Origin of the sequence: Exiguobacterium sp. s129 (genome assembly GCF_018617585.1) — a bacterium.
GTDB classification, from domain to species: Bacteria; Bacillota; Bacilli; order Exiguobacteriales; family Exiguobacteriaceae; genus Exiguobacterium; species Exiguobacterium aestuarii_A.
The window spans coordinates 104,976-130,005 of the sequence record NZ_JACSKL010000007.1 but is presented as its reverse complement, the minus strand read 5'-3'; the positions used below and the strand labels follow the sequence as shown (position 1 = coordinate 130,005).

Sequence of the window (25,030 nt, the reverse complement as noted above, 5' to 3'; positions counted from 1 at the left end):
GAGCTAACTTGATTTATGTTCACAGATAAACAGAGCTTTGTCGACGCATTTAAAGAACGATTCATCGCATTAAATGGGAAGTCGATCGAGGATGGGACAGAGCAGGAAGTGTATCAAACCTTGGCAACGATGGTGCGCGAACAAGCCATGCCAAAATGGATTCACACGCGAGACCGTCAAGAAGAAAAACATAGTAAACAAGTCATCTATTTCTCGCTTGAATTTCTATTAGGTCGTTTCCTGTACAACAACTTGTTGAGTCTCGACGTGTTAGAGCTCGTCAAAGAAGGGCTCGAGGATCTTGGATACAACTTCACGGACATCACGGAGATCGAGCCAGAACCGGGACTTGGGAACGGGGGACTTGGCCGCTTAGCAGCCTGCTTCCTCGATTCATTGGCCGCGCTCAGTTTACCTGGACACGGAAACGGGATCCGTTACCGCTATGGTCTCTTCAAACAAAAAATTGTCGATGGGTACCAAGTCGAGTTACCGGACAACTGGCTCCGTGACGGCAATATGTGGGAGACGAGACGTCAGGATAAAGCGGTCGATATCAACTTCGGCGGCTGGATTGAGATGAAGCAAATCGGAGACCGGTTACGTGTCGTCCATCATCCGGATGAAGTCGTAAGAGCGGTACCTTACGATATGCCGATCATCGGCTATCAAAATGACGTCGTGAATACGTTACGTCTTTGGAACGCGGAGTCGCCGCTTGATGATGAGGCGTATTTAGAGAAAACGAAAGGGACGTACAAAGACTTGTTGCGATACAAACAGTCGATTGCGACCATTTCGGAATTTTTATATCCAGATGACACGACGTATGAAGGAAAAGTACTGCGTTTGAAACAACAGTATTTCTTTGTGTCGGCGGGGATTCAATCGATGCTTGCCTCCTATTTGAAGCGCAATAAGTCGCTCAAACAATTAGGCGATCATTATGCGATTCATATTAACGACACACACCCGGTTGTTGCGATTCCTGAATTGATGCGAATCTTGATGGATGAGCATGGGTACGGTTGGGACGAGGCGTGGCGCATCACGAAGAGCGTCATGTCGTTCACGAACCATACGTTACTCGCCGAAGCGCTTGAGAAATGGCCGGTCGAGATGTATCAACGGCTACTACCTCGCGTGTATCAAATTATCGAGGAAATCAATCGACGTTTCTGTCGGGACGTATTGGTCAACTATCCTCATCTGGAATCACATATGGGGGAAATCGCAATCGTATCGAATGAGCACATCAACATGGCCAACTTGGCTGTCGTCGGCTCTCATTCGACGAACGGGGTTGCCCAGATCCATACCGATATTTTAAAACAGCGCGAGATGCGTTACTTATATGAGATGTTCCCGCTACGCTTCAACAACAAAACGAACGGGATCACACATCGACGTTGGCTCTTGAAATCGAATCCGCGACTGTCTGACGCGATCACGGAAGCGATTGGACCGTCATGGATCGAGCATCCGAACGACTTGGAAAAGTTGATGGGCGTCTCGAAAGATAAGAGCTTCCAAGAAACCGTGATGGATGTGAAACAACAAAACAAACTGGATTTGGCTGCTTATATTCAGGAGGAGACGGGAGAAACGATTGACCCGCATTCCATTTTTGACGTTCAAGTCAAGCGTCTCCACGCCTATAAGCGTCAGCTTCTAAACGCACTTCATATCCATGCGCTTTACTTGAAGATTCAAGCGGATCCGACGTTTACGATGGTCCCTCGTACGTTCATTTTCGGAGCCAAGGCGGCACCAGGGTACTATTACGCGAAAGAAATCATTCGCTACATCAATGCACTCGCCACATTAATCAATAAAGATAAGCGGGCGAGCCAATTCATTAAAATCATCTTCCTTGAGAACTATCGTGTCTCGATGGCAGAACGTATTTTCCCAGGCTCTGACTTGAGCGAACAAATCTCGACAGCGAGCTATGAGGCATCGGGTACCGGAAACATGAAGTTCATGATGAACGGTGCGTTGACAATCGGTACGTTAGACGGTGCCAATATCGAGATTCGTGACGCGGTCGGAGACGATCATATCTTTATTTTTGGATTATCCCCACAAGAAGTCATGAACTATAAAAAGTTCGGAGGATACCACGCGGCGGAAATTTATCATGCCCACCAGGAAATTAAAGATGTGGTCGATGGTCTCGTCAACGGTACATTCGATAAGGTCGGCGAATATCAGTTCCAGTCGATTTTTGACTCACTCCTCGTCTATAACGATGATTTCCTCGTCTTGAAAGACTTCATCTCCTATATGCGAGCGCAGCGACGTGTCGACGAAGTCTTCAGCGACCGCTCGCGTTGGGCAGAGAGCTCAATCGTCAACACGGCAAAATCGGGGATCTTCTCGAGTGACCGTACGATTACGGAATATGCAAACGCAGTCTGGAACATTAAACCGACGAGCGTCAAATAAAGATTATTTTGGAATAGCATTAACTTCGGTGTAAAATAAAAACGATCCACCCGTTACGGGTGGACCTCGTGTTCTGGATAGCTGATCCAGTCAGAATAGGATCCGGGATAAAGTCGAACATCGTCTTTCCCAAGAGCGTGCAGCGCCAAAATGTTGACGCAGGCGGTCACGCCGCTACCACAATAAAAGATTGGATTTTCCACGGTAAGGACGTCTTTATAAAGTTCTTTTAAATCGTGAAAGTCTTCTAGTGTACCGAGCTCGGTGATGGCCTCGGCATAAGAACAGAGCAATGCGTTCGGGATATGGCCTGCCTTTTGGTCAATCGGTTCATGTGTCCCGTTAAAGCGATCTTCTGTTCGCGAATCATAGAGTGAACCGCTCGTAGCGGCTTTCACTTCTTCGAGTGTCGCGATCATATCATCTTGAAAATCTGGGGCATAGTCACTCGCTGGGTAGTTCGGCACGTCGGTCGTGGTCTCACCGCAATAAGTGATGCCGGATTGGATACCGCCTTCTAGGACGACGACCCGTTCGTGACCGGCCCACTTGAAGAGCCACCACGCACGAGCTGCGAATGGGAAGCCGTCATCATAAATGACGACCAAATCTTCTTTGTTCAAGCCGATGCGACGGAGTGTTGCCGTCCACGCCTCTTTTGAAGGAAGTGGGTGACGTCCGCCATGTTCGCCGAGCGGACCGGACAAGTCTTCCATCAAATCGAGAAAGACAGCGTTCGGAAGATGTCCCTTTCGGTAGACATATTTACCATAGGACGCGTCGTTTAGCGAATATCGGCAATCGATGAAACGAATCGAGTTCGTATGCACGATTTGTTTTAATTCTTGGGCACGCATTGTTGGAAACATTAATATCACCTCGAGGTTTCGTTACTCTCATCGTATACAAGATGGAAGCAATTGGCGAGTACTTCGATTGAATTTTTTGAGGGTGAAAGGGGAATGAATCATGACATGGCAACAAACGTATGACCGTTGGAATCAATTTGAAGGACTTGAGCCGCATTTACGAGCGGAACTTGAGGAACTCGCAAAAGATGAGACAACGTTAGAAGACGCATTCTATAAGACGCTTGAGTTCGGGACAGGCGGGATGCGCGGAGAAATCGGACCGGGTGCGAACCGAATGAACGTATACACGATTCGAAAAGCGTCACAAGGCTTTGCTGACTTTATCGCAGCTTCGGGAGAAGAAGCAAAACGTCACGGCGTCGTGATCGCCCATGATTCGCGTCATTTTTCACCAGAGTTTGCATTAGAGGCGGCACGGACGCTTGCGTCAAACGGGATCAAGACTTACTTGTTCCCAAGTTTGCGCGCCACACCGGAACTCTCGTTTGCCGTACGTCATTTGAATGCGTTCGGTGGCATTGTCATCACGGCGAGTCACAACCCGCCTGAATACAACGGGTTCAAAGTGTATGGGGCAGATGGTGGACAACTTCCGCCAGCAGAAGCGGATGAACTCGTCAGTTACGTCAATGCGATTGAAGATGAGTTGAAGATTGATATCGAAGATGAGGCGGCGCTTCGTCAAACAGGACTACTCGTTACAGTGGACCCGTCCGTCGATGAGGCTTATATGGAAGCACTCCAGTCGATTCGGATTCATCGTGACGTACAGGACAGCCCCCTTCAAATCGTGTATTCGCCGCTTCACGGGACCGGACGCCGTCCGGTCATGGAAGGGTTGAAAGCGTATGGGTTTGACCATGTGACGATTGTAGAAGAGCAAGCAGAACCAGATGGTGCTTTCCCGACCGTCAGTTATCCGAACCCAGAAGAAAAAGCTGCGTTTAAACTGGCGATGGAATACGGGGATCGCGTCGGGGCTGATTTGCTCATGGCGACGGACCCGGATGCGGACCGTGTCGGCTTGACAGTACGCGGACGTGACGGGGAATGGTTCGTCTTGACCGGTAACCAGACAGGTGCGCTCCTGATGGAATATATTTTGTCACAAAAGAGTGAGACGGGAACACTTCCATCGAATGGTTTCGTCGCCAAGACAATCGTCACGTCAGAACTCGGGGCTGCGATTGCGAAAGCATACGGCGTGCATCTTGAGAACACGTTGACAGGATTCAAGTTCATCGGGGAGAAAATCAAACAATACGAGGAATCAGGTGAATATGAATTCCTCTTTGGCTATGAAGAAAGCTACGGCTATTTGATTGGTGACTTCTGCCGTGACAAAGATGCGGTTCAGGCTTGTCTACTCGCAACGGAAATGGCGGCATACCATAAACAGCACGGTCGGACGCTTTATGATGCGTTGCAGTCGATTTATGAGAAGTACGGATTCTACGAAGAGTCATTACAGTCGATGACGCTAAAAGGGAAAGCTGGCCTCGAGCAAATTGGTCGTATGATGGAAGCATTCCGTGCCAATCCGCCGAAAGAAGTTGGGGGATACGAAGTCGTTCGTTTCGAAGATTATAAGAAACAAGTGGCGACTGACTTACGGACGAACACGTCTGAAGCGATTGAATTGCCATCATCGAACGTCTTGAAATTTGTCTTTGCGGACGGGTCTTGGTTCTGCCTTCGCCCATCTGGCACAGAGCCGAAAATCAAGTTTTACTTTAGTGTACATGCGGATCGCGCCGAGAAGACGACAGAGAAACGTGAAGCAATTGAAGCGGACGTCATGAAGCAGGCGAAAGCCATCGATTGATGGGGGACATCACTCTAGCGATAGGGTGATGTTTTTTGTTTGACATGAAGACATCACGCCAGTATGATGAGGTTATTGTTTAAAACCGTGTAATCATATAAGGATTATAGGAAAGGCGGAATCATCATGAAAAAGACATTAACAAGCGTACTCGCGATCGGAGCTTCAGTAGGGCTTCTCGCAGCTTGCGGTAACGAAACAGACAGTGGAGCGGACGAAGCAGTCATCACTGTCGGTACAGAGGCGACATATCCACCGTTCACATACAAAGATAAAGGTGAATTGATGGGATATGATATCGACGTCTTGAACGAAGCGGCAGAACGTGCCGGTTATAAAGTAGAGTATGAGGCAATGGACTTCAAAGGACTCGTTCCAGCACTTGATGCAGAACGCATCGACATGATTGCCAACCAAATGAGCATCACACCTGAGCGTGAAGAGAAATATGCGTTCTCTGACCCGTATGCGGTATCAGGAGCTCAAGTCATCGTTGGTTCGGATAACAACGATATCCAAGGCGTAGACGACCTTGACGGCAAATTAGTCGGATCGACGCAAGGTTCAGTCTATGCGCAAATGGCGGAAGAAGCTGGCGCAGAAGTGAAATATTACAAAGGGGCGAACCAAGTCCTTCAAGACCTCGAAGTCGGTCGTCTTGATGCGGCATTGAACGACCGTCTCTTCATCTTGACAGAGCTTGAAAAAACAGGCTATGACGTCAAAGCAGTCGGTGACATCTTCAACACAAGTGAAGCTGGATTCATGACACGTCAAGATAGCGACGTTCTTGAGAAATTGAACGATGCACTTGCGGAAATGAAAGAAGACGGTACGATGCAGGAAATCGGTGAGAAGTACTTCGGTGAGGATATCAGTCAATGAATGAACTGATCACGACCGTCATAGATAACCGTTCGGTCTATCTTGAAGCCGTCCAGCTCACGTTGATCGCCAGTGTCCTGTCGATTCTTCTCGCCTTGGCGCTCGGTCTGATCATCGCTTTACTTCATAGTAGCCCGATTAAAATCGTACGGTTGTTCACGCGGACGTACATTTCGTTCTTCCGTGGGACACCGCTCTTGCTTCAATTATTGATTTTGTATGTCGGTCTCACTGGGTTCGTGCAACTCAGTGGGATGCAGGCGCTGATTTTCGGACTCGGATTCCACTTTGCGGCCTATATCTCGGAAGCGTTCCGGGCAGCCATCAACTCTGTCGACAAAGGACAGGTTGAGGCGAGTGTCGCGCTAGGTATCCCGAAAGTGAAGCGTTTCAAAGACATCATTTTCCCACAGGCGCTCTCTCGCGCCATCCCACCTGTCTCGAACTCGGTCATCGACATCATCAAGTCGACGTCACTCGGTTCGGTCATCGCGGTCCAGGAGTTGACGTACGTGTCGGACCAAATTGCCGCAACGACATATTTGGTCATGCCGTTACTCTTGTTCTCGGCTTCGATTTATTGGATCTTATCGACCTTGATTCAAGCCGGTCAACACAAACTCGAACAGCGTTACGCGATTCGATAAGAAAAAGCCTCGATTCAGACGAATCGAGGCTTTTTGTATGGCTTAACGGATCACTTGTTCAGTTTCACCGTCGAAGAAGTGAGCTTTTGTCATATCGAGTGCGAGTTCGACATCGTCACCCATGTGGATGTTCGAGCGGCCGTCAACGCGTGCTGTGAACTGGTGTCCACCAAGTTCAGCGTAGAGGTAAGACTCAGAACCCATGAGCTCAGCGACGTCGATGTGCGCTTTGAACGTGTGTGTCGTTGGTGAGTCGATGTAGATTGGCTCATCATGGATTGATTCTGGACGAATCCCGAGGACGAGTTCTTTTCCGACATAGCCACGGTCACGGAGCGTTTTCATTTTTCCTTCTGGAACGTTGACTTCTTCACCGTTTGTGATGAATTTACCTTCAGCGAGTGTACCGCGGAAGAAGTTCATCGAAGGTGAACCGATGAAACCAGCGACGAAGATGTTGTCTGGGTTGTCGTATACTTCTTTCGGCGAACCGACTTGTTGGATGAGACCATCTTTTAGGATGACGATGCGCGTTGCGAGTGTCATCGCTTCTGTTTGGTCGTGGGTAACGTAGATTGTCGTTGTGTCCAAACGGTTGTGGAGTTGGATAATCTCTTTACGCATTTGTACACGAAGTTTTGCATCCAAGTTCGAGAGAGGCTCATCCATCAAGAAGACTTTTGCGTCACGGACGATAGCACGACCGATAGCGACACGCTGACGTTGTCCACCTGAGAGCGCTTTTGGTTTACGCTCAAGGTACTCTTCCAAACCGAGAATACGAGCAGCGTCTTTTACGCGACGGTCAATCTCGTCTTTCGGGAACTTACGAAGCTTCAAGCCGAACGCCATGTTGTCATAGACACTCATGTGCGGATAGAGCGCGTAGTTTTGGAAGACCATAGCGATATCACGGTCTTTAGGAGCGACGTCGTTCATTCGTTTCCCGTCAATGATAAAGTCACCGTTTGAAATCTCTTCAAGACCTGCGATCATACGAAGTGTCGTTGATTTACCGCAACCAGACGGTCCGACGAAGACGATGAACTCACGGTCTTTAATGTGTAAGTTGAAATCGCTGACGGCTTTGACGCCACCATCGTAAATTTTATCAATATGTTCTAAACGAATTTCTGCCATGTCGTTAGCCTCCTAAAGAATCTGTGTGTTTATAATAGCGCTTACAAGAACGATTATATGATGAAACCGCTTGCATTGAATATAGACAAGTTGCACAAAAACCGTCAATCGGATTTGTGCAACGTGACCATTAGTTGAAGAAGGCTCGCGTCATAGAACTTCCGTGCATCATAACCCGTCGTCTCGAACAGGCGATCGAGTCGGTAATTCAGCGTGTTTCGGTGCATGAAGAGCGCTTTGGCCGTGTGGGAGACGTTCAATGAATGACTGAACAACGCTTCGAGCAGTTCAATCGTCGATAAATCAAGCATCTCCATGAGTGAGGCCGTGATATGGTTCCGCTCTTTTAAGTCCTGCTCTTGTAGTAAATAATGGTATAATAATTGACTAGCAGGGTAAGTTTTAGTAGATAGACGAGCGTATGGCATGAGCAGTTGATGTTGACGATATACACGGGCAAGAGGACCTTGAGAACGTTCGCTATAGACAGCGTGTGCTTCGATGAAGCAATCGCTCGCGATGGCACGCAAGACGTCCTCGAACTCCTGAAGGTCGACAAACGTGTCTCGTTCGATGAGTTCGATATGTTTGGTTGTGATCAACACGATTTCAGCATGTGGCATGAAGTCGTGGATGATGCTGATGAATGATTCGAACGCTTCCTCTTCTGCTTCTTGGAGGGAAAGAGAGATGAGCCGGAATGATTGTTCAAGACGGTACGTCTCATCTTGAAGGCGTTCTTGCCATTTTCGCTGATGTGGGTCGGACTGAAGGAACGGGGTCGCCCACATGCGGAGCAATTGCTGTTCACGTTCGGTCAATTCGAACGTCGGGAGCCCAAATATGGTACCATCTTGCGTCTCGAACCAGTCAAGGTCCCCAGATGCATCTTCCGACCGATGGACAGCAGTCGGAAAAATCGATTTAATACGATCAAACGTATTCAATACTATCACCTCATCAACAATGTATCATATTTCAGATCGGAGGCTTGCAGTTTGGACGGGTTATTAAAGATTTTACTCATGATTGTGATTGGGGCGACGATTGGTGGCGTGACCAACTTTCTCGCCATCAAGATGTTGTTCCGGCCACATGAACCGAAATATATCGGTTCATTCCGGATTCCTTTTACACCAGGTCTCATTCCGAAACGTCGGGATGAATTGGCATCTAGCTTAGGAAAAACGGTCGTCAAACATTTATTGACGCCGGAAGGCATGCGAAAACGTTTACTAGATGACCAAGTGACGACGCATATTACGCACTTTGCGCAACAAGAAGTTCAGGCGATGCTACGCTCGGATAAAACCGTTCGAGAACTCGTAGAACCCCTCTACCCGAACGCAGAGGCACGCATCCTTACGTCGGCGGATGAAAAGTTACGTGACGAGCTAACGAGCGTCATGTCCGATGTGAAAGAACGGAAGTTGTTTGAATTGCTTGGAGAAGAAGGAATGGACCGCGTACGGGCAGTCATTCCTGAAATTGTTGAGGCACTTCTCGTCAAATCGGAAGAGTATTTTTATTCTCCTGAAGGTGAGGCGCAACTTCGCCATATGGTCGATTCGTTCGTTCAACGTCGACTTGGGTTTATCGCAGGATTTATTCAAAATATGAATTTTGTCGAGATGGTTCGACCAGAAATCGTCAATATTTTACGAGGTCAGTCGACTCGTGACGGCATGACGACGATGATTACGCGTGAGTTCGAACGATTCAGTGAGAAGACGGTCGATACATTGATAGATGAACGTTTAGAAGCCCGACTCATCGACGGGATCACCGAGCAAGTCGTCACACGTTTGCCAATCGGGCAATTGTTGGATCGACCAGTCTCATCGTATACCGAGTCCATCGAATCCCGTGTCGTCGATGAACTCGTGCCTCAAGGGGTCACCCTTGTCATTGAGCGCTTCACGAATCAAATGGAGACGATCATGGACCGCTTAAAAATCGATCAAATCGTACAGCAACAAGTCCAGTCGCTCGACACCTCGTACCTCGAAGAGATCGTGTTATCAATCTCGAAACGAGAGTTCCGGGCAATAACATGGCTTGGAGCGCTGTTAGGTGGTATGATTGGGTTGATTCAAGGGTTGATTGCCATCTTATGATGAGCTTGACCCTAATAGCATTTAGGAGGACGTTACATGTCACAAACAAACTTGTACGACCAAGCTTACCAATTGGAGAAAGCACTTCGCGATTCTGAAGAGTTCACAACACTCTCTTCTTTATACGATCGTGTCAATGCGGATGCGGAAGCGAACCAGTTGTTCGCTGACTTCCGTAACATCCAAATGACGCTTCAACAAAAGCAAATGCAAGGAGAAGAAATCTCTGAGCAGGAAATGATGGATGCGCAAACGAAAATGATGAGCGTTCAACAGAACGAATTGATCATGGAGCTCATGCAAGAAGAGCAACGCATGCACCAGCTCGTTACAGAAGTAACGAAAATCATCATGAAACCACTTGAAGAGCTTTACGCGCCGATGGTGAATGAAAACGAAGTTCAATAAGATGTGAGAAGCGGATGGCGATTGAGCCATCCGTTTTTTTGTTGATGAGATTGTCACAAGATTGAAGTAAGCGTTTTCATAGAGGGTTTATAATGAAAGTAGAATGATGGGGAAAGGGTGAACTGGCATGTGGACCGTGCTCATTCTATTCGGAATGATTCTCTTTTTCATAACAGGTTGGCTCCGAGCAGACTTGGTCGCATTGATCGGTCTTTTAAGTCTCGTTCTAACCAATCAATTGACGCCGGGTGAGGCGATGGCGGGATTCTCAAATTCAGTCGTCTTGATGATTGCTGGACTATTCATCGTCGGAGCAGGGTTGTTTCATTCCGGTTTAGCGGAACGATTGGCATCTGCACTCATTCCGTACGCGAACGGAAGTGAGACACGACTCTTTTATTTGTTCATGTTGACCGTCGCCTTGCTTTCAAGCGTCATGTCGAACACAGGGACGGTCGCATTGCTCATTCCTGTCGTCATGGCGATCTCCCGACAAATCAAACGATCCGCAAAGACGTATCTGATGCCGCTTGCTTTCTTCTCGAGCATCGGAGGGACGATGACATTGATTGGGACACCGCCGAACCTTGTCGCAGCTGAATCGCTACGAGGTCTGATTGATGTGCCGATCGGCTTCTTTTCTTTGTTCCCAATCGGCGCGGTCGTGATGATTGTCGGCTTGTTCTATTTTCGCCTCGTCGGAAATCGCTTGCTCGAAGATAATCGTTCAAGGGAATGGGATGGAGGCGGTGCAACCGAGACGATCAACCCGAACGTGTATGTCCTGTCGATTGACGAGGTACATCCGTTGATTGGCAAACGACTAAGTGAATTGAAATGGTCGCGTGACGGGATCATCGTATTAAAGGAACGAGTGAAAGGAATAGGGCGGCATTACGAAACTGCTCGCGCTGACACCGTATTGCGTGCCGGGTCGATCCTCGTCAGTGGGGATGAGCAGCGAGTCCGTTCTCTCTCGGAACAACAACACATTCCGTTTCAGCAGGTTGAGGCAACAAACGTCTATGACAAGACCGGTGGCATCGTCATGTTCACGATTCCAGGGTCGAGTCAACTTGTAGGGAGATGTCTTCATGAGAGCCAGTTACGGAATGAGTTTCATGTGAACGTTTTGCGTGTCATCCGCCCACAAGAAGAAATTGCACAAGTACACCTGAAAGATACGCCGCTAAAACAAGGGGACTTGTTGATGGTACAAGGGAAGTGGGACGATTTAGAGCGAGTTGAACAAGAGGCACGACTGCTCCTCTCGAACGAGCGGGTGACGGATGTAGCGAATCGGACGGTGTCGAGTCATCATCAACTTGCGGCAGGTGTGATCATGGTTATGATGATGACGTTGTTCGTGTTTGAATGGGTTGATCCGACCGTTGCGGTTTGGCTGGCGGCACTTGCGATGGTGATGAGCGGAGCCGTGCGCCACCTAGATATTGCGTATCAATCGATTCAATGGTCTTCACTCGTCTTGATTGCCGCGATGATCCCGATAGGAACGGCGCTTGAGAAGGCGGAGATCATGGCGTGGCTTGTCGACTGGATTGGGCGGTCGTTCGCGGGCTTTGGGCCAGCCTGGGTCCTCGTCGTTTTATTTCTTGCGACGATGGTCCTCAGTCAAATCATCTCGAACACCGCGACCGCTATCTTGTTCATTCCGCTAGCCATCGCTCTATCGGAATCCATGGCGGTCAGTCCAGTTCCGTTCGTCATCGCTGTCGCCATTTCAGCATCCCTTGCTTTCATGACACCGTTCGGTTCTCCGACAAACGCGATGGTGTTTAGTGTAGGAGGCTATCGATTCATAGATTTCGTCAAAGTCGGTGTGCCGTTGCAACTACTCACTGGCATCGTCGGAATCCTGATGATTCTGTTTCTCTTTCCATTTTAAGCAGGATTTAGGGGGAGGATAACGAAAGTAAAGTGATCAGGAAATGAAAGGATGGACGACGATGAAAAAATGGATGTTGGTTTTCCTCTGCTTGTTTCTAGTAGCCTGTGGGAAAGAAGAGAAGGCCGAACCAAAACCTGAGATGACGGAGAACGGGCGGGTGGCTGAACAGTATCTTGAGAAACAACAGTACCCAATCGTCTCATATGAAGGCGAGTATATGAGTACGTTAACCTTAGATGAGTTGAAGGAAGATCGTGCACAGAACACTTGGGGAGTACAATCCGTGTCACCGGATGAATACGTTGGAAAGACCATATACTATGAAAACTTTACGGTAAAAGATCATCCGATTGGTGAACAATCTCCCGCCGGTCAGACTGCTGTCTCGGTAATGGTCGTGGATGGAGAGGTAATCGGGGGAACGTCATTCCCTGTGACAGACGGATCGGGTTTAGGGAGCGGATATAGTTTGAGCGGGGAATCGTTCGAGGACATTCACCCTGATATTCAGGAATGGCAGAAAGCATGGAATGAGAAATATGGAAATTAAAAAGTAGACCGAGAACAAGAATCTCGGTCTACTTTCATTATGATGCCGTTCCTTTTAATTTCCCCGGTAATTTGCAACGTTCGAAATAGATGAGTTGTCCCCGGCGAACGATGCGTGCTCCTTTATGTTCATGCCCTGCTGCTCGAAGCATGTCGAGCCCTTGCTGTTTGGCTGACTGATCATCGCTTGCTTCGAACATTTCATTCAACACGAGTGTGCCATCATTTTCAAATCCTGTCACCGTGTATGTCTCCATTCACACGACCCCCTTTTTCTCTATTTTAATGAATGGTCATTCATTCTTCAAGAGAAGGTTTTGTCAGTTCGTCAAATGTCAGTTGACGTGTGGATTCAGTTCGAGGAATCAAGTCGGATACGATCAGCCCAATCAAGCGAACGGGCTCGGTGACATTCATCTCATCGAAGAGGCGTCTCGCCAGTCGTCGAATTTCGTTATGGTCATGCGTCGGATGATTCAATTTGATTTGATGACTTCTAGCCTGAAACTCGCTCGTCTTTAATTTGATCGTGACGGTTTGGCAACTCAGTTCACGGCGGTCGAGCTGACGCAACACGTCTTCCATTTCGGGAATGACCCGTTCGAATACTTCCTCGGGGTCGTCGATGTCAAACGCAAACGTCGTTTCCGACCCGATTGACTTACGCTCACGCGTGGCGACGACAGGACGCGTATCTCGTCCATGTGCCAATTCATACAGTTGTTGTCCGCGATCATGTCCAAAGATGGCCTTCAGTTGTTCGGGACGAGCTTGTTGAAGGTCACCGATTGTATGATAGCCACTTTTGTAAAGCGTTTGGGCGGTCACTTTTCCGACACCGTGCATCGCTTCGATGGAAAGGGGAGAGAGAAAATCAGCGACTTTCTCAGACGAGACGACGGTAAGGCCGCTGGGCTTATCAAAGCCGGACGCAATTTTTGCGACAAACTTTGAAGGCGCGACGCCAGCGGATGCCGTAAGACCGGTACGGCGTTTAATCTCTCCTAGAATATAACGGGCAATATACGGACTCGATGTGCTCAACAGCGTATTTTCGGTCACGTCCAAATAGGCTTCGTCAAGGGATAACGGTTCGACGAGAGGAGTGACCGACTTAAAGATGTCCATGACCTGCGCGCTGACTTGTCGATAGGCTTGGAATCGTGGTTTGACAAACGTGGCGTGTGGACACAAGGCAAAAGCGCGACGTGATGACATCGCGCTGTGTACACCGTACTTCCTCGCTTCATATGAACAAGTGGCAACGACTCCACGACTGTGAGGTGGTCCACCGACGATGACCGGTTTCCCACGTAAATTTGGACGATCCCGTTGTTCGACGGAGGCATAAAAGGCATCCATGTCCACATGAATGATGAGTCGTTCCATAACATCACCTTTCCTGTGCAAATCTCTTTTCTTTATTATAACGAACTTTTGTTCGTTTTTTTAGGATTTTGTTTTACTTTATTCTTAGATGAAGTGGTTTGATTCGGGAATTGTAACAACGATCCAATCCAATTCTTCCGTTTCAACCATACTTGAATGATAAGAGTGAAGAATAGAATCATCAACCAGGCGAACGCGTAACCGAACGGCCAATCCAGTTCAGGCATCTCTTTAAAGTTCATTCCCCATACGGCACCGAACGCGACGACAGGGGTGGTGAGTGCCGTGAAGACGGTGAGTGCCTTCATGATTTCATTTCCCCGAAAGTTAGAAAGTGTCGAGGCGAGGTCTGTCATCGCGATAACGTCCCCTTGATAGTGGTTGATTAACGTCAATAGTCGACTGACTCGATAATCCGCGAGTTGATAAGGTCTCAACGTTTGTAGGTCGATATCGAGAAAGGCCTCACGTCCTGCCATGACGAGTTCTTTATAAGGAGTGACCGTATCGGACCACCGTTCGATTTCACTCCGAAGACCAAAGATTTCATTCATGAACGTGGCAGGGACTTGTCCTGCCATTTCTCGCTGTGCCACGAGAAGTCGTTCTTCGAATTCATCGATTCCGTGAAAGTAATTGTTCATTCGTTCGGCGAGCAACTCATAGAACGCTTCAATCGGTGAGTTGCAGTCTTTCGCAAGGACCGACTCGTGATGCAAATCGTCAAATCCAATCGTCCATAAAAAATCAGGGCCGATAAAATAGTGTCCGATTTTCTGAGGCTCGCGTTCTAACTGCTCGTAGTCGAGTGTGAGTGACCCGTACATATAACCATCCTCGACCACGATTTTTGTGACGCTTGCGGTCGTCAACTGCTCGAGCCAATACGTATAGGCCAGTGCATATCGAGAATCTACTTTCACATAATCCTCGGGGCGCGTGTACCAATCCCATTCCATCGTCTATTCCTCCAATTCGCTATAGTAGTAGTATTCCCAAATTGTCAGGAATGTTGGCATCTGTCGCAAAGTTTCGATAAGATGAAGGTACTGAACAAGAGAGAGGTGCTTTCATTGACGACAAAAATCGGTCAGCTCAAAGTGGGCGACACGCTAGACCAATATGTCATGATCAAACAATCGTATAAGGGACTTGCCGGGAACGGAAAGCCTTATTTAACATTAATCCTGTGCGACGAGAGTGGAGAAATTGAAACAAAGTTATGGGATAGTTCGGATACCGAAAAGTATGCGACGAAAAAAATCGTCCATGCGGCAGGTGAAGTGATGGACTATCGTGGACGGACGCAATTGAAGTTAAAGCAAATTTCAATCATCGAGCAAGAAGTCGATATCGCCCCGTACGTTCGGTCGGCGCCGATTCCGAAGTCGGAACTTGAAACGACCATCCGTGAGTTCATCACGTCACTGCAACACGATGACATTCGTCGTCTCGTTGAAGAAATCGTCAATCGTCACGAAGAGGCATACTTCACGTATCCAGCTGCTGTGCGACATCATCACGCGGTCTATTCAGGACTCGCATTCCACGTCATGTCGATGCTGAAGCTTGCGGACACGATGTGTGACCTGTATCCATCGTTGAACCGAGACCTGTTGATTGCCGGCGTGATCTTGCATGATTTGGCGAAAGTCATCGAGTTATCGGATGCGATCACACCAGAATACACGCTTGAAGGCAAGTTGCTCGGTCATCTCTCACTCATGGCATCTGAAATTGAAGTCGTGTCACGTGAGCTCGGGACGGACCGAGAAGTGACGACGTTGTTGCAACATCTCGTCTTAAGCCATCATGGGAAACCGGAGTGGGGATCGGCGAATACGCCACAACTCCCTGAAGCGGAGATGCTGTTCTTCATCGACAACATCGACGCGCGGATGAACATGTTCGAAAAAGCGTATGAAGGCGTCGAGCCGGGTACGTTTACGGAGCGTGTCATGGCACTCGATAACCGTGCCTTCTATCGTCCAAAGTTATAATATGTCCATAAAAAAATGGCGCTCCATTGCGGAGTGCCATTTTTGTCTTATTGTTCAGTCGATTCTTCAGAAGACTCGTCTGCGTTTTTGATTGCTTCTTTGACAGCGTCAAATTGTTGCTCTGCTTTTGCATCTTTTACGTCAACGTTGTATTTTTCAATCAACTCCGCGTAAATTTTGTTTGCATCGACAGAAGCTGATTTTTCTGTTGCCAACTCTTCACGAATACGGTCTTTCTCGTCTTCGAGTTTCAAGTCTTTCTCTTTACGGTCTGTTACTTTAATGACGTGGAAACCGAATTGCGATTGGATTGGCTCAGAGACTTTTCCGACGACGTCCTCTTTGAATGCATATTCTTCGAATTCAGGTACCATCGTGCCTGTAGAGAAGTAACCGAGTTCTCCACCTTGCTCACCAGAACCTGTATCTGTTGATTTTTCTTTCGCGAGTTCAGCGAAGTCTGCACCGTCATTCAACTGTTTGATGATGTCCTGTGCTTCTTCTTCTGATTCGACGAGGATGTGGCTAGCTTCCACTTCCACGTTTTCTTTAGCGAACTGTGCTTCGACTTCTTCATCCGTCACGTCGACAAGTTCAGATTTAGCTGCGTCGACAAGCATTTGTCCGCGAAGCGCTTCTTTGAATTCTTCGGTTCCGCTCATGCCGGCTTGTTGAATCGCTTGTTCGAATTCTTCTTTTGAGTTGAATTGTTCTTCTGTCTTGCTGAACTCTTCATCTACTTTTTCTTGCTCGACTTGGTCACCGTACTCTTTTTCAAGAAGTGCATTCATCGTCTCTTGGAATGCGAGTTGTGGCACCATGCGGTCGTAACTCATGTCCGCGATTTCACCGCGTGTGATTTCGCCGCCTTTATATGTGACGACTGCTGAATTATCTGATTCTCCGCCGCCTGCGCTTGTTGCTGCGTATGTGCCGCCAGCACCGATGATCAGTGCAAGTGCAGATGCACCGATGAGAGCGCCGGTTGAGAATTTTTTATCTTGCTTTTTTGGTTCGTTAGTCATTCCGTTTGACATGTATTCCACCCCTAATAATTCTTTAAAGTTTCTAAGTCCGACTATATCACATTTTCCTAATCATGACAGCTGTTCTCTTGTCTGTACAGTATCATAGCACACAATCCTGTCGTATAATGATGTAATAGAATGTGAAATGATGGGGTGATGGTAGTGTCACTAGAAGAGAAGGTCGAGCATTTATCATATCAGATGAAGATCTTACTCGAGATTGTCGATTGGACGGACCGTCCGTTTGAATATGAAGTGATTCGAGCGAACTTGACAAAGCAGGACGTAGAGGCGTTTTATCAGTTGCTTGATGATATTCGGGCACGACAAAACGAGCAAATGCGCTATGGGTTTACGTCCATAGAGCCGTTGCTCGTCCACTTTGTGGGTATGTTGGATTCAAGGCTCGACGTAAAAACGATTCTTGGGGCATGCGTCCGTCAAGGAATCGAGTTAGACGTCACAGAGCCACTCTATCGGCAGGTTAGGCTTCTTGACTGAGTTCATCCTCATCAGGACGTCTGCCTGCCTCTTCTGTGATCATTTTTGATGTTTCAGCAAAGATATCCATGAAGTTGTCGCCATATAAACGACGCACGATGGCCGTCATGTCTGTTAAGTCAGGGAACTTGCCATAAAGTTCTTGGAGCGGAAGTGAAGCGCGGAATACGCCGTTTCCTTCTGGATCAAACGCGTGAATCGTTTCAAGCAACAACGATTCTCCTTCAGGTGTCAATTGGACATACGTGTTTCGCTTGTCCGTCTCTTTTTTCGAAAACGTAAGTAATCCACGATCTTCTAACTTCTTCGAGAAGTTGAAAGCGGTCGAGACGTGCATGACGCCATATTTTGCAATTTCAGAGATCGATGCGCCGCCTAACGCGTGGGCAATCCATAAGATGTGGTGCTCATTGATGTTTAAATCAAATGGTTTAATCCAGTTTTGCCAATCTTTTTCGACGGTTTTCCACAAAGCCTTACTCAATTGAATGATTTTGTGGCTATAGAGCATGGCCTCAGGGCCAGTGAATTCTTTTTCGTGTTCCATTTCGATCCATCCTTTCCGGATAAAAAATCAAAAGTAATCGACGGACGATGACCTCAAACACTCATTGTGTTTGATTGGCAGTGTTGTCAGTCATAGCAGACTGTACGTTCGAGAGTTCCTGAAGGTTCCCTTGAATTCGCTCGACTGAAGGCTGAATGTCTTGTTGATAGCGTTCGACTTCGGCTTTCACTTGATCAGTCAATTCTTTTCCTTGCAGTTTCCCTGCGGCGGCAACTTGCGATGCATGTTTCGCCACATTCCCAAATTGTTCTTTTAGCGTAGTGATTGTGGATGCTCGATGTTGTTGAGCAGCAGCATCGTTTGCGGTACCTCTCGCCAGTTTTTTAAACGTGGCAACTCCTAAAAATGCTAAAACAAAGCCGAAAGCAATCCAATCTCGACGTTGGCGACTCGACAAAACATTCCCCTCCTCAAGCTCGGAAAATCCGAATTACATTCTTTTCATATTATTTTACCAAAAAAGAGTGATTAAAAACCTATATCGCAAATAAAATTTTTCAGAACATTCAATTTTGACCGAAAAATCATTTTATTTTAAAATACAGGTAAAGGAAGGTGATCCTCAGTGGAGAAAGCGAAGCGTTGGGTAGATGACATGCTTGACCTGTATCTCGCTGCGAAACGACTGGGAGATGACACTTGGGCCGACTCCATTATGAACACACTAGAGGCGGGGTATGAAGCGTCGAAACAAACAGAGCAGGCACGCGAAGAATCGATACGAGAAAAACGTATGCTTGAAATAGATACCCGTCTAACCGAATTACGAAAAGAATTTGAACAAGCGACATCTGTTAAGACGCGTCAACAGTTATACGAAGTGGCAATCAAACTTCAGGTCGAGCGAGCGCAATTAGAAGAAGAACGGAAACGTCACCTTGATTCAATCAATCAATCATAAAAACGAGACCCGTCATCGATTGACGGGTCTCGGTCTGTCTTAAACGTGTGATTGAATATTCGATGCGAGGGTTGTGAGTTCGTCAGATGTGAACGCATCATTTTGTGTAATCCATTTTGCTCCGAATCCATCTTCGTGTCCGAAACGTGGAATTAAATGAATGTGGAAGTGATAGACCGTTTGTCCGGCAACTTCCTCAGCATTCGACAAGACGTTCATGCCGATTGCCCCTGTTTCGCGTTGAATGGCCTTCGCGATGGTCGGGACGCGTTTGAAGACGTCCGCTGCAACATCTTCAGGTAGCTCGTAAACGTTTTTCGCATGGTGTTTCGGAATGACGAGCGTGTGACCTTTTGTCACTTGCGAGAGGTCGAGGAAAGCGACGACCGCCTCATCTTCATATACCCGATAAGACGGGATTTCTTGTTGAGCGATTTTGCAAAAGATACAGGTTGGATCGGTATGCATCTATATTCCTCCATTCTAAAAGTCATTTCTGTTTCATCATACCACGGAAATTCAGGCGCAAGAACGATTGGAAGAGAGATTGATTCCTTTTATACTTGAAGTAAGCACTGAAGAAAGGAGGCGAAAAGATGTCGTATACAAGAAGTCGAAAGAAAGAACGTCATTCCAAAATGATTCTTCTATTATCTATTTTCACCATTTTAGTCGGAGCCATTGTCTTCTATATATATGGATACAAGCCGGCGGCGGAGCAAGATAAGATTCACGTCGCATTTAAAGAGGCATTATTAGAGGAAGACCGTGCTTTCTTTGAGGAAAAGGTAGAATATCAAGGCGAAACGTTAACGCGTGCTGAGGCACTGCGGTTTATGGGCTGGTTGAACGATGAAAAATCCATTCGTGGCGATGCCATCGCCGAAGTCGCACAAGATCGTGCGAATCGGACGAAAGGCATGGAAGCGGAAGGGCTGTTTCGATTGATTGATACAGGTGAAGGGCGCTTTGGCTTTTCAGATTATCGGATTGAGTTATTGCCACAACGAGTCGATGTCACTTCTGACGTACCGTTGACGAATATTTGGGTCGATGGGCAGCGCGTCGGTCGGATTGATGAAGCGAACGGACGATTCACGTTTGAGAAGATGCCAGGAAGTTATGATGTGAAGGCGGTCGCCGTGGCGAATGGTGAGACGGTGTCCGAAACAGAGACGATTCAATTAACATCTCCTGAATCGCTCGAGTATGCATTGATGCCGGAATCGAGTGAAGCGATTGCGGGACAGTTCGATTTGAAGCGGGCAGAGTTGATTGAGATCGAAGTGGAAGCGCAAACCGGTCATCCGTTAGAAACGATTGATTCGTTGATTGGACAATCGGAAGGAAAGGTTCAAGAAACGTTAGGAGAGCCAGATGGGAAACGTGACGATGAATGGGATTATGAGCGATTGACTGTCGTGTTTGAAAAGGGAGACGTGCAGTCAGTTTTAATCGATCTTGATAAACGACCAGACGACTTGGTTGCATTACTCGGCGAACCGAAAGAAAAGACAGAACACAAACTCGGAACAGAGTGGGATTACGGTCAATCCTTCTTCGAATCATTCTTCACGTTCTTTGGTCTTGAAACGGAGAAGCAGTTTATTGAAAAAAATGACGCGATGTATTTATTGATTCAATGAAAAAAGAGGGACATTCCATTTTGGAAGCCCCTCCTGTACATAAATGATTACTTTTTACGCATTGATTTCATGACGAACGATACGATCAAAATAAGGATAATCGCACCGATAAGAGCTGGGATAATCGCGATATCCGCTACGATTGGTCCGAAATCACCGAAGATGAGTCCACCCAACCAAGCACCGATAATCCCCGCGATGATGTTACCAATGATTCCACCTGGTACGTCTTTACCTAGAATTAATCCTGCTAACCAACCGATGATACCTCCGATAATCAAATAAAGAATAAACCCCATCATTCATTTCTCCTTCCTCTGTTTGCCCATTGTTCTTTTCAACGATTTTGTGGAACAATGGGAGTATTGATGTTTTATTTTAAAATGCCTTACAGTTCAGATTATTCCCATGTGACAACATTTAAAACATATACCACGAAAAAAAGTTGAAAATGAAAGGTGTGGTTTTCATGCTGCACGTCGATCGATTGAACGGCGGATATATCGGTAAACAAGTTTTGCATGACGTTTCGTTTGAAGTGAACAAAGGAGAACTCGTTGGGTTAATAGGGCTAAATGGAGCTGGTAAATCGACGACGATCAAACACATTTTGGGTCTGTTGTCACCACTGTCCGGAAAAATCGAAATTGATGGAGAAACATTAGAGTCTTCAGAGAAAAGGTATCGTAAGAAAGTAAGTTACATACCGGAGACACCGATTTTATACGAGACGTTAACCTTACAAGAACACATTGAGTTGATGGGGAAAGCATATGACGTAAGTCCTGAAGAATTGACCGAACGGACAAATCGCTTAGCGAAAGAAATGCGAATGGAAAAACAGCTCACATGGTTCCCGTCCGTCTTCTCGAAAGGGATGCGTCAAAAGGCGATGATCTTATGTGCGCTCGTGACGAAGACACCGCTCCTCATCGTCGATGAGCCGTTCGTTGGTCTCGATCCATTAGCGATTCGTCAGTTGCTGCAACTCTTTGATGAGTACAAACAAGACTGTGCGATTTTGATGTCGACCCATATTCTTGAGACTGCGGAGCGGCATTGCGACCGTTTCGTCTTCCTTCATCAAGGTGTCGTCATTGCGAACGGAACGGCCGCACAGTTGCGAGACAAGTATCAATTGTCACCTGATGCGACACTCGATGACATTTATGTAGAGGCGATTGCGTCGGAGGAACGGTCGTCATGAATCGATTTACTTCAAGACTCGGCAACTGGATGGAAGAAGTCGTCAAATATAGTCGCTACGTCGCAAACGGCGGACTCTTGTTCACGCTCTACTTCACTTTGATTTACGGGGCATTCGTCTATAACAACTTTTTAGAACGTATTGATGGGACGTTCCCGGGGGTGTGGATTGCCGCAACGGTTCTCATTCTCATCCCGCTCGGCCATCGACCGAGAACGTTTATCCAAGAGGCGGATCAAGTGTTCCTCCTCCCTGAATTAGGGACGATTCGCTCCTATATGATTGGTGTGCGCTTGTTCAATATCGGATTCGCGACAATCCGTGCACTCCTTCTCTTACTCATTTTATTGCCGCTTCTCGTGCGGACGGAGAGCTATACGGGAATTGAGGTATTATCGTTCGTTGTCACGATGACGTTACTGTCGGCTGCGGGTCGATTGGCAAAAATGGAAGGGGTACGCGAATGGCTCATCGTCCCGTTCGCGCTCGTGAGCGGCGCATGTCTTCTAATGGATTGGACAGAGTGGGCGTGGGTGCCCGCGTTCATGCCGTTCATTTTCTTACATGTAAAACGAAACGAACGAATCCCACTCTTACACTGGTTGGCGCTTGAGGAGAAGAGTCGGGCTCAGTTTGAACGAGTCATCAGCTGGTTCGTCGACTTGCCGACCTTGAAAGAAGAAGTGCGGGAACGACGACTTCTGACAAAGCTGCTCGAAAAACGAGTGCTCCAACGCGTCGATGCGTCCCGTTACGTGTACGGTCTTCGGATTATTCGTTCGAACGACTCCCTCGACCTGATCCTTCGATTGACGGCGGTGGCGCTCATCGTCATGTGGATGTCAGGCGGTTGGTATGTAGGATTCGTCACACCACTATTCGTAGGGTTGACAGCGTTACAGCTCGTTCCATTGTTTAAACGGTTAGAGGCGATTTCCATTGTGTCCTGGCTACCAATCACTCGTCAAGAGCGGATCGAAGGCTATTCGTGGTGGGCGATGCGGTTACTCATCGTGCAATCCATCGTGCTCGTACTCGCCTCGGTTGGATTTGGTGCGACATGGGACGCGGCAGTCGGGCTGGTTTTATCCATCGTGGTCATTCGTTACTATTTAAGACGGTTGACATGAAAAGAAGGACATCCGATTCTGGATGTCCTTCTCGCGTGATTGATGTTATTTCTTAGGAGACATGACCGATACGCTTGAACCGAGAATCTTCGGAAGGCGTCCTGGTTTCTCTGTTGTTTCTTCGACTTCACCATATGCTGATACACCATGCTCTGCGATATCGAGACCGACATCTTCTTGTTCTTCCGTGACACGAAGTCCGATTGTGACGTCAAGGAGTTTCAAGAAAGCATAGCTTCCGCCACCGGCGATGACCATTGCGATCAATACACCGAGTGTCTGAACGCCGAGCTGTGTCAAACCGCCGCCGTAGAAGAGTCCTGCAGAACCGATTCCTGTAATCTCGACGAGTCGAGGAGAAGCGAAGAAGCCGAGTGCGAGTGTTCCGATGATCCCAGCCACCCCGTGTACGGAGAAGGCACAGAGTGGGTCATCTACATATTTCGCCATCAAGATGCTTGTTCCGTATGTTGCGATTGATGCGAGTGCACCGATGACGACGGCTGCCCAAGGTTCCACAAACGCACAAGCTGCTGTGATGGCAACGAGTGCTCCGAGAACACCGTTGACGATCGTTGGAATGTCCGCCGTTTTACGGTGGAGCATGACGATGGCAAGGGCACCGAGCGCACCAGCTGCTGTTGCGAGCATTGTTGTCAACGCCACGTAACCGAAGAATCCGTCAGCGACCGACATCGTCGAACCAGCATTGAATCCGAACCAGCAAAGCCAGAGTACGAGACCGCCAACGACCGTCAAGACGTGGTTGTGACCAGCGAGTGATTCCGTCTTGCGACGTGGTTTCAGGATGATGGTCGCCATGAGAGCTGCCATCCCACCTTGAAGGTGAACGACCGCCGAACCTGCGAAGTCTTGCATCCCCATCGATCCAAGCATTCCGCCAGCCCATACTGAGCGTGCAACGATTGGGTAGAGGATGGCAACGAAGAAGATACCGAAGAGAACGTAGGCAGAAAGCTTAGCCCGTTCCGCAAATCCACCCCAAGCGATGGCGAGGGATACCGCAACGAATGATAACTGGAATAAGAATTTGATGTCGATTGATACGTTCGCCCAATCGAGGCTTGTGAACGATCCGCTTAAGAAGAATCCTTCTGTTCCAAACCAAGTCGTTCCGTCACCGAATGAGAGGCCGAATCCGACCGCCCAAAAAGCGAGTGCCGCCACAGAGAGGCTGATAATTTGTTTGACCGCGACGTGACCGGCGTTCTTCGCCCGAAGCGTCCCTGTCTCGAGTAATCCGAAACCTAATTGCATCGTCAATACGAGCAATGCAGCGATGAGTACATACAGCGTGTCCATATAATAGAGAATGTCTTCCATGTTCATGCCCTCCTTTTTCTTAGGTGCTTTCCAAAAGTTGACTTCAGTGTAAAACGAAAATTTGATGTTGGATTGCATTTTGTCAGATTATCTGACATAGTTTTTTTATTAAGGAGGGCGAGGGTGAATGGACTATAAATCGAAGAAAGTAATCGGGATGGGCGTCGTGACTGAGTTGACGGGACTTTCTGAGCGTCAGGTCCGTTATTATGAAGAAAAAGGTCTCGTCTTTCCTGAACGTACGAAAGGCGGTTCACGTAAATATTCTTTCCATGACGTGGAGCGTTTGGTCGAAGTGGCGACCAAACTAGAGGATGGGTGGCGAATTCAAGATATTAAAGAGCGCGAGCGTCGATTATCGGCGAAGCAGCGTGATGATTTGATTCGCGGTCAGTTGAATTCGGCTTTCCGAACATTTCCGACAAAAAAATGACACAAAGAAAACACAATGAAAATGCTTCACATTAGCATAATTCTAATTAATTTCTGTATAATGTTTTTGAGTTCACAAACACG

Annotated in this window: 27 protein-coding genes; 15 read left to right on the top strand and 12 right to left on the bottom strand. The window is 47.6% G+C overall.

Annotation, left to right across the window (positions count from 1 at the left end):
- The first annotated feature begins 15 nt into the window (after nt 1-15).
- Nucleotides 16-2,448: a glycogen/starch/alpha-glucan phosphorylase gene (locus tag KNO92_RS09860; protein ID WP_214761122.1), complete on the top strand. Its 2,433-nt coding sequence runs from the start codon at nt 16-18 to the stop codon at nt 2,446-2,448.
- Nucleotides 2,449-2,501: 53 nt separating this feature from the next.
- On the opposite strand, the gene KNO92_RS09855 is transcribed toward KNO92_RS09860, so the two are convergent.
- On the bottom strand, nt 2,502-3,317 hold the full coding sequence (locus KNO92_RS09855) for a sulfurtransferase (protein WP_214696238.1): 816 nt from the start codon (nt 3,315-3,317) through the stop codon (nt 2,502-2,504).
- A 100-nt stretch (nt 3,318-3,417) separates the two neighbouring features.
- On the opposite strand from KNO92_RS09855, the gene KNO92_RS09850 reads away from it, so the two are divergent.
- From KNO92_RS09850 to KNO92_RS09840, 3 genes are all read left to right on the top strand, one after another.
- Nucleotides 3,418-5,145, top strand: coding sequence for a phospho-sugar mutase (locus KNO92_RS09850; protein WP_214761120.1), 1,728 nt, complete (start codon nt 3,418-3,420; stop codon nt 5,143-5,145).
- A gap of 126 nt (nt 5,146-5,271) precedes the next feature.
- Entirely contained in the window at nt 5,272-6,030 is a 759-nt protein-coding gene (locus KNO92_RS09845; RefSeq protein ID WP_214696234.1) for a transporter substrate-binding domain-containing protein, read from the top strand.
- Nucleotides 6,027-6,677 carry an amino acid ABC transporter permease gene (locus KNO92_RS09840; protein WP_214696232.1) on the top strand — a complete coding sequence of 217 codons (651 nt, stop codon included), beginning with the start codon at nt 6,027-6,029 and terminating at the stop codon, nt 6,675-6,677. Before KNO92_RS09845 ends, KNO92_RS09840 begins: the two co-directional genes overlap by 4 nt.
- Before the next feature lie 42 nt (nt 6,678-6,719).
- Here the strand turns inward: KNO92_RS09840 and KNO92_RS09835 are convergent, their stop codons facing one another.
- Both KNO92_RS09835 and KNO92_RS09830 read right to left on the bottom strand, forming a co-directional pair.
- A complete protein-coding gene (locus tag KNO92_RS09835) occupies nt 6,720-7,817 on the bottom strand; it encodes an ABC transporter ATP-binding protein (protein WP_214696230.1) in 1,098 nt (365 codons plus the stop codon).
- A 104-nt stretch (nt 7,818-7,921) separates the two neighbouring features.
- Nucleotides 7,922-8,773, bottom strand: a complete 852-nt coding sequence (locus KNO92_RS09830) for a PucR family transcriptional regulator (protein ID WP_337874637.1) — start codon at nt 8,771-8,773, stop codon at nt 7,922-7,924.
- A 69-nt stretch (nt 8,774-8,842) separates the two neighbouring features.
- Here KNO92_RS09830 and KNO92_RS09825 point away from each other — a divergent pair, with 69 nt between their 5' ends.
- The 4 genes from KNO92_RS09825 (at nt 8,843) to KNO92_RS09810 (ending at nt 12,801) form a co-directional block, all read left to right on the top strand.
- Entirely contained in the window at nt 8,843-9,934 is a 1,092-nt protein-coding gene (locus KNO92_RS09825) for a DUF445 family protein (protein WP_214761142.1), read from the top strand.
- A 36-nt stretch (nt 9,935-9,970) separates the two neighbouring features.
- Complete coding sequence (locus tag KNO92_RS09820; RefSeq protein WP_074032614.1) at nt 9,971-10,342, top strand: YlbF family regulator; 372 nt, start codon at nt 9,971-9,973, stop codon at nt 10,340-10,342.
- 127 nt (nt 10,343-10,469) lie between these two features.
- Nucleotides 10,470-12,248 (top strand): SLC13 family permease, encoded by a 1,779-nt coding sequence (locus tag KNO92_RS09815; protein WP_214761118.1) that lies wholly within the window; start codon nt 10,470-10,472, stop codon nt 12,246-12,248.
- A 61-nt stretch (nt 12,249-12,309) separates the two neighbouring features.
- Nucleotides 12,310-12,801, top strand: a complete 492-nt coding sequence (locus KNO92_RS09810; protein WP_214696224.1) for a hypothetical protein — start codon at nt 12,310-12,312, stop codon at nt 12,799-12,801.
- 37 nt (nt 12,802-12,838) lie between these two features.
- Here the strand turns inward: KNO92_RS09810 and KNO92_RS09805 are convergent, their stop codons facing one another.
- From KNO92_RS09805 to KNO92_RS09795, 3 genes are read right to left on the bottom strand one after another with little or no spacing between them, the layout of a single operon-like run.
- Complete coding sequence (locus tag KNO92_RS09805; protein ID WP_074032616.1) at nt 12,839-13,057, bottom strand: YhzD family protein; 219 nt, start codon at nt 13,055-13,057, stop codon at nt 12,839-12,841.
- A 40-nt stretch (nt 13,058-13,097) separates the two neighbouring features.
- On the bottom strand, nt 13,098-14,189 hold the full coding sequence (dinB, locus tag KNO92_RS09800; protein ID WP_214761116.1) for a DNA polymerase IV: 1,092 nt from the start codon (nt 14,187-14,189) through the stop codon (nt 13,098-13,100).
- A gap of 35 nt (nt 14,190-14,224) precedes the next feature.
- Nucleotides 14,225-15,148: a magnesium transporter CorA family protein gene (locus tag KNO92_RS09795; RefSeq protein ID WP_214696215.1), complete on the bottom strand. Its 924-nt coding sequence runs from the start codon at nt 15,146-15,148 to the stop codon at nt 14,225-14,227.
- An 81-nt stretch (nt 15,149-15,229) separates the two neighbouring features.
- On the opposite strand from KNO92_RS09795, the gene KNO92_RS09790 reads away from it, so the two are divergent.
- Nucleotides 15,230-16,189: an HD domain-containing protein gene (locus KNO92_RS09790; protein WP_214696214.1), complete on the top strand. Its 960-nt coding sequence runs from the start codon at nt 15,230-15,232 to the stop codon at nt 16,187-16,189.
- A gap of 47 nt (nt 16,190-16,236) precedes the next feature.
- Here the strand turns inward: KNO92_RS09790 and KNO92_RS09785 are convergent, their stop codons facing one another.
- Nucleotides 16,237-17,226, bottom strand: coding sequence for a peptidylprolyl isomerase (locus KNO92_RS09785; RefSeq protein WP_214696212.1), 990 nt, complete (start codon nt 17,224-17,226; stop codon nt 16,237-16,239).
- Between the two features lie 147 nt (nt 17,227-17,373).
- On the opposite strand from KNO92_RS09785, the gene KNO92_RS09780 reads away from it, so the two are divergent.
- Nucleotides 17,374-17,718: a DUF1878 family protein gene (locus KNO92_RS09780; protein ID WP_251126993.1), complete on the top strand. Its 345-nt coding sequence runs from the start codon at nt 17,374-17,376 to the stop codon at nt 17,716-17,718.
- On the opposite strand, the gene KNO92_RS09775 is transcribed toward KNO92_RS09780, so the two are convergent.
- On the bottom strand, nt 17,702-18,265 hold the full coding sequence (locus tag KNO92_RS09775) for an HTH-type transcriptional regulator Hpr (protein ID WP_015880933.1): 564 nt from the start codon (nt 18,263-18,265) through the stop codon (nt 17,702-17,704). The two genes, KNO92_RS09780 and KNO92_RS09775, sit on opposite strands and share 17 nt — an antisense overlap.
- Nucleotides 18,266-18,326: 61 nt before the next feature.
- Nucleotides 18,327-18,683, bottom strand: a complete 357-nt coding sequence (locus tag KNO92_RS09770) for a hypothetical protein (protein WP_214696209.1) — start codon at nt 18,681-18,683, stop codon at nt 18,327-18,329.
- Nucleotides 18,684-18,851: 168 nt separating this feature from the next.
- Here KNO92_RS09770 and KNO92_RS09765 point away from each other — a divergent pair, with 168 nt between their 5' ends.
- A complete protein-coding gene (locus tag KNO92_RS09765) occupies nt 18,852-19,187 on the top strand; it encodes a hypothetical protein (RefSeq protein WP_214696207.1) in 336 nt (111 codons plus the stop codon).
- 39 nt (nt 19,188-19,226) lie between these two features.
- On the opposite strand, the gene KNO92_RS09760 is transcribed toward KNO92_RS09765, so the two are convergent.
- Nucleotides 19,227-19,655, bottom strand: a complete 429-nt coding sequence (locus KNO92_RS09760) for an HIT family protein (protein WP_214761113.1) — start codon at nt 19,653-19,655, stop codon at nt 19,227-19,229.
- Nucleotides 19,656-19,783: 128 nt separating this feature from the next.
- Here KNO92_RS09760 and KNO92_RS09755 point away from each other — a divergent pair, with 128 nt between their 5' ends.
- Nucleotides 19,784-20,833 carry a hypothetical protein gene (locus KNO92_RS09755; protein WP_214761111.1) on the top strand — a complete coding sequence of 350 codons (1,050 nt, stop codon included), beginning with the start codon at nt 19,784-19,786 and terminating at the stop codon, nt 20,831-20,833.
- A gap of 47 nt (nt 20,834-20,880) precedes the next feature.
- Here KNO92_RS09755 and KNO92_RS09750 read toward each other — a convergent pair whose 3' ends face one another.
- Nucleotides 20,881-21,132, bottom strand: a complete 252-nt coding sequence (locus KNO92_RS09750; protein ID WP_031421191.1) for a GlsB/YeaQ/YmgE family stress response membrane protein — start codon at nt 21,130-21,132, stop codon at nt 20,881-20,883.
- 170 nt (nt 21,133-21,302) lie between these two features.
- Between KNO92_RS09750 and KNO92_RS09745 the strand changes: the two genes are divergently transcribed.
- Nucleotides 21,303-22,040 carry an ABC transporter ATP-binding protein gene (locus tag KNO92_RS09745; protein WP_251126992.1) on the top strand — a complete coding sequence of 246 codons (738 nt, stop codon included), beginning with the start codon at nt 21,303-21,305 and terminating at the stop codon, nt 22,038-22,040.
- On the top strand, nt 22,037-23,170 hold the full coding sequence (locus tag KNO92_RS09740; RefSeq protein ID WP_214761108.1) for an ABC transporter permease: 1,134 nt from the start codon (nt 22,037-22,039) through the stop codon (nt 23,168-23,170). The genes KNO92_RS09745 and KNO92_RS09740 overlap by 4 nt, the downstream gene beginning before the upstream one ends.
- 45 nt (nt 23,171-23,215) lie before the next feature.
- Here KNO92_RS09740 and KNO92_RS09735 read toward each other — a convergent pair whose 3' ends face one another.
- Nucleotides 23,216-24,520, bottom strand: a complete 1,305-nt coding sequence (locus KNO92_RS09735) for an ammonium transporter (protein WP_224860203.1) — start codon at nt 24,518-24,520, stop codon at nt 23,216-23,218.
- A gap of 121 nt (nt 24,521-24,641) precedes the next feature.
- Here KNO92_RS09735 and KNO92_RS09730 point away from each other — a divergent pair, with 121 nt between their 5' ends.
- Entirely contained in the window at nt 24,642-24,947 is a 306-nt protein-coding gene (locus KNO92_RS09730) for a MerR family transcriptional regulator (RefSeq protein WP_074032630.1), read from the top strand.
- Nucleotides 24,948-25,030 lie beyond the last annotated feature (83 nt).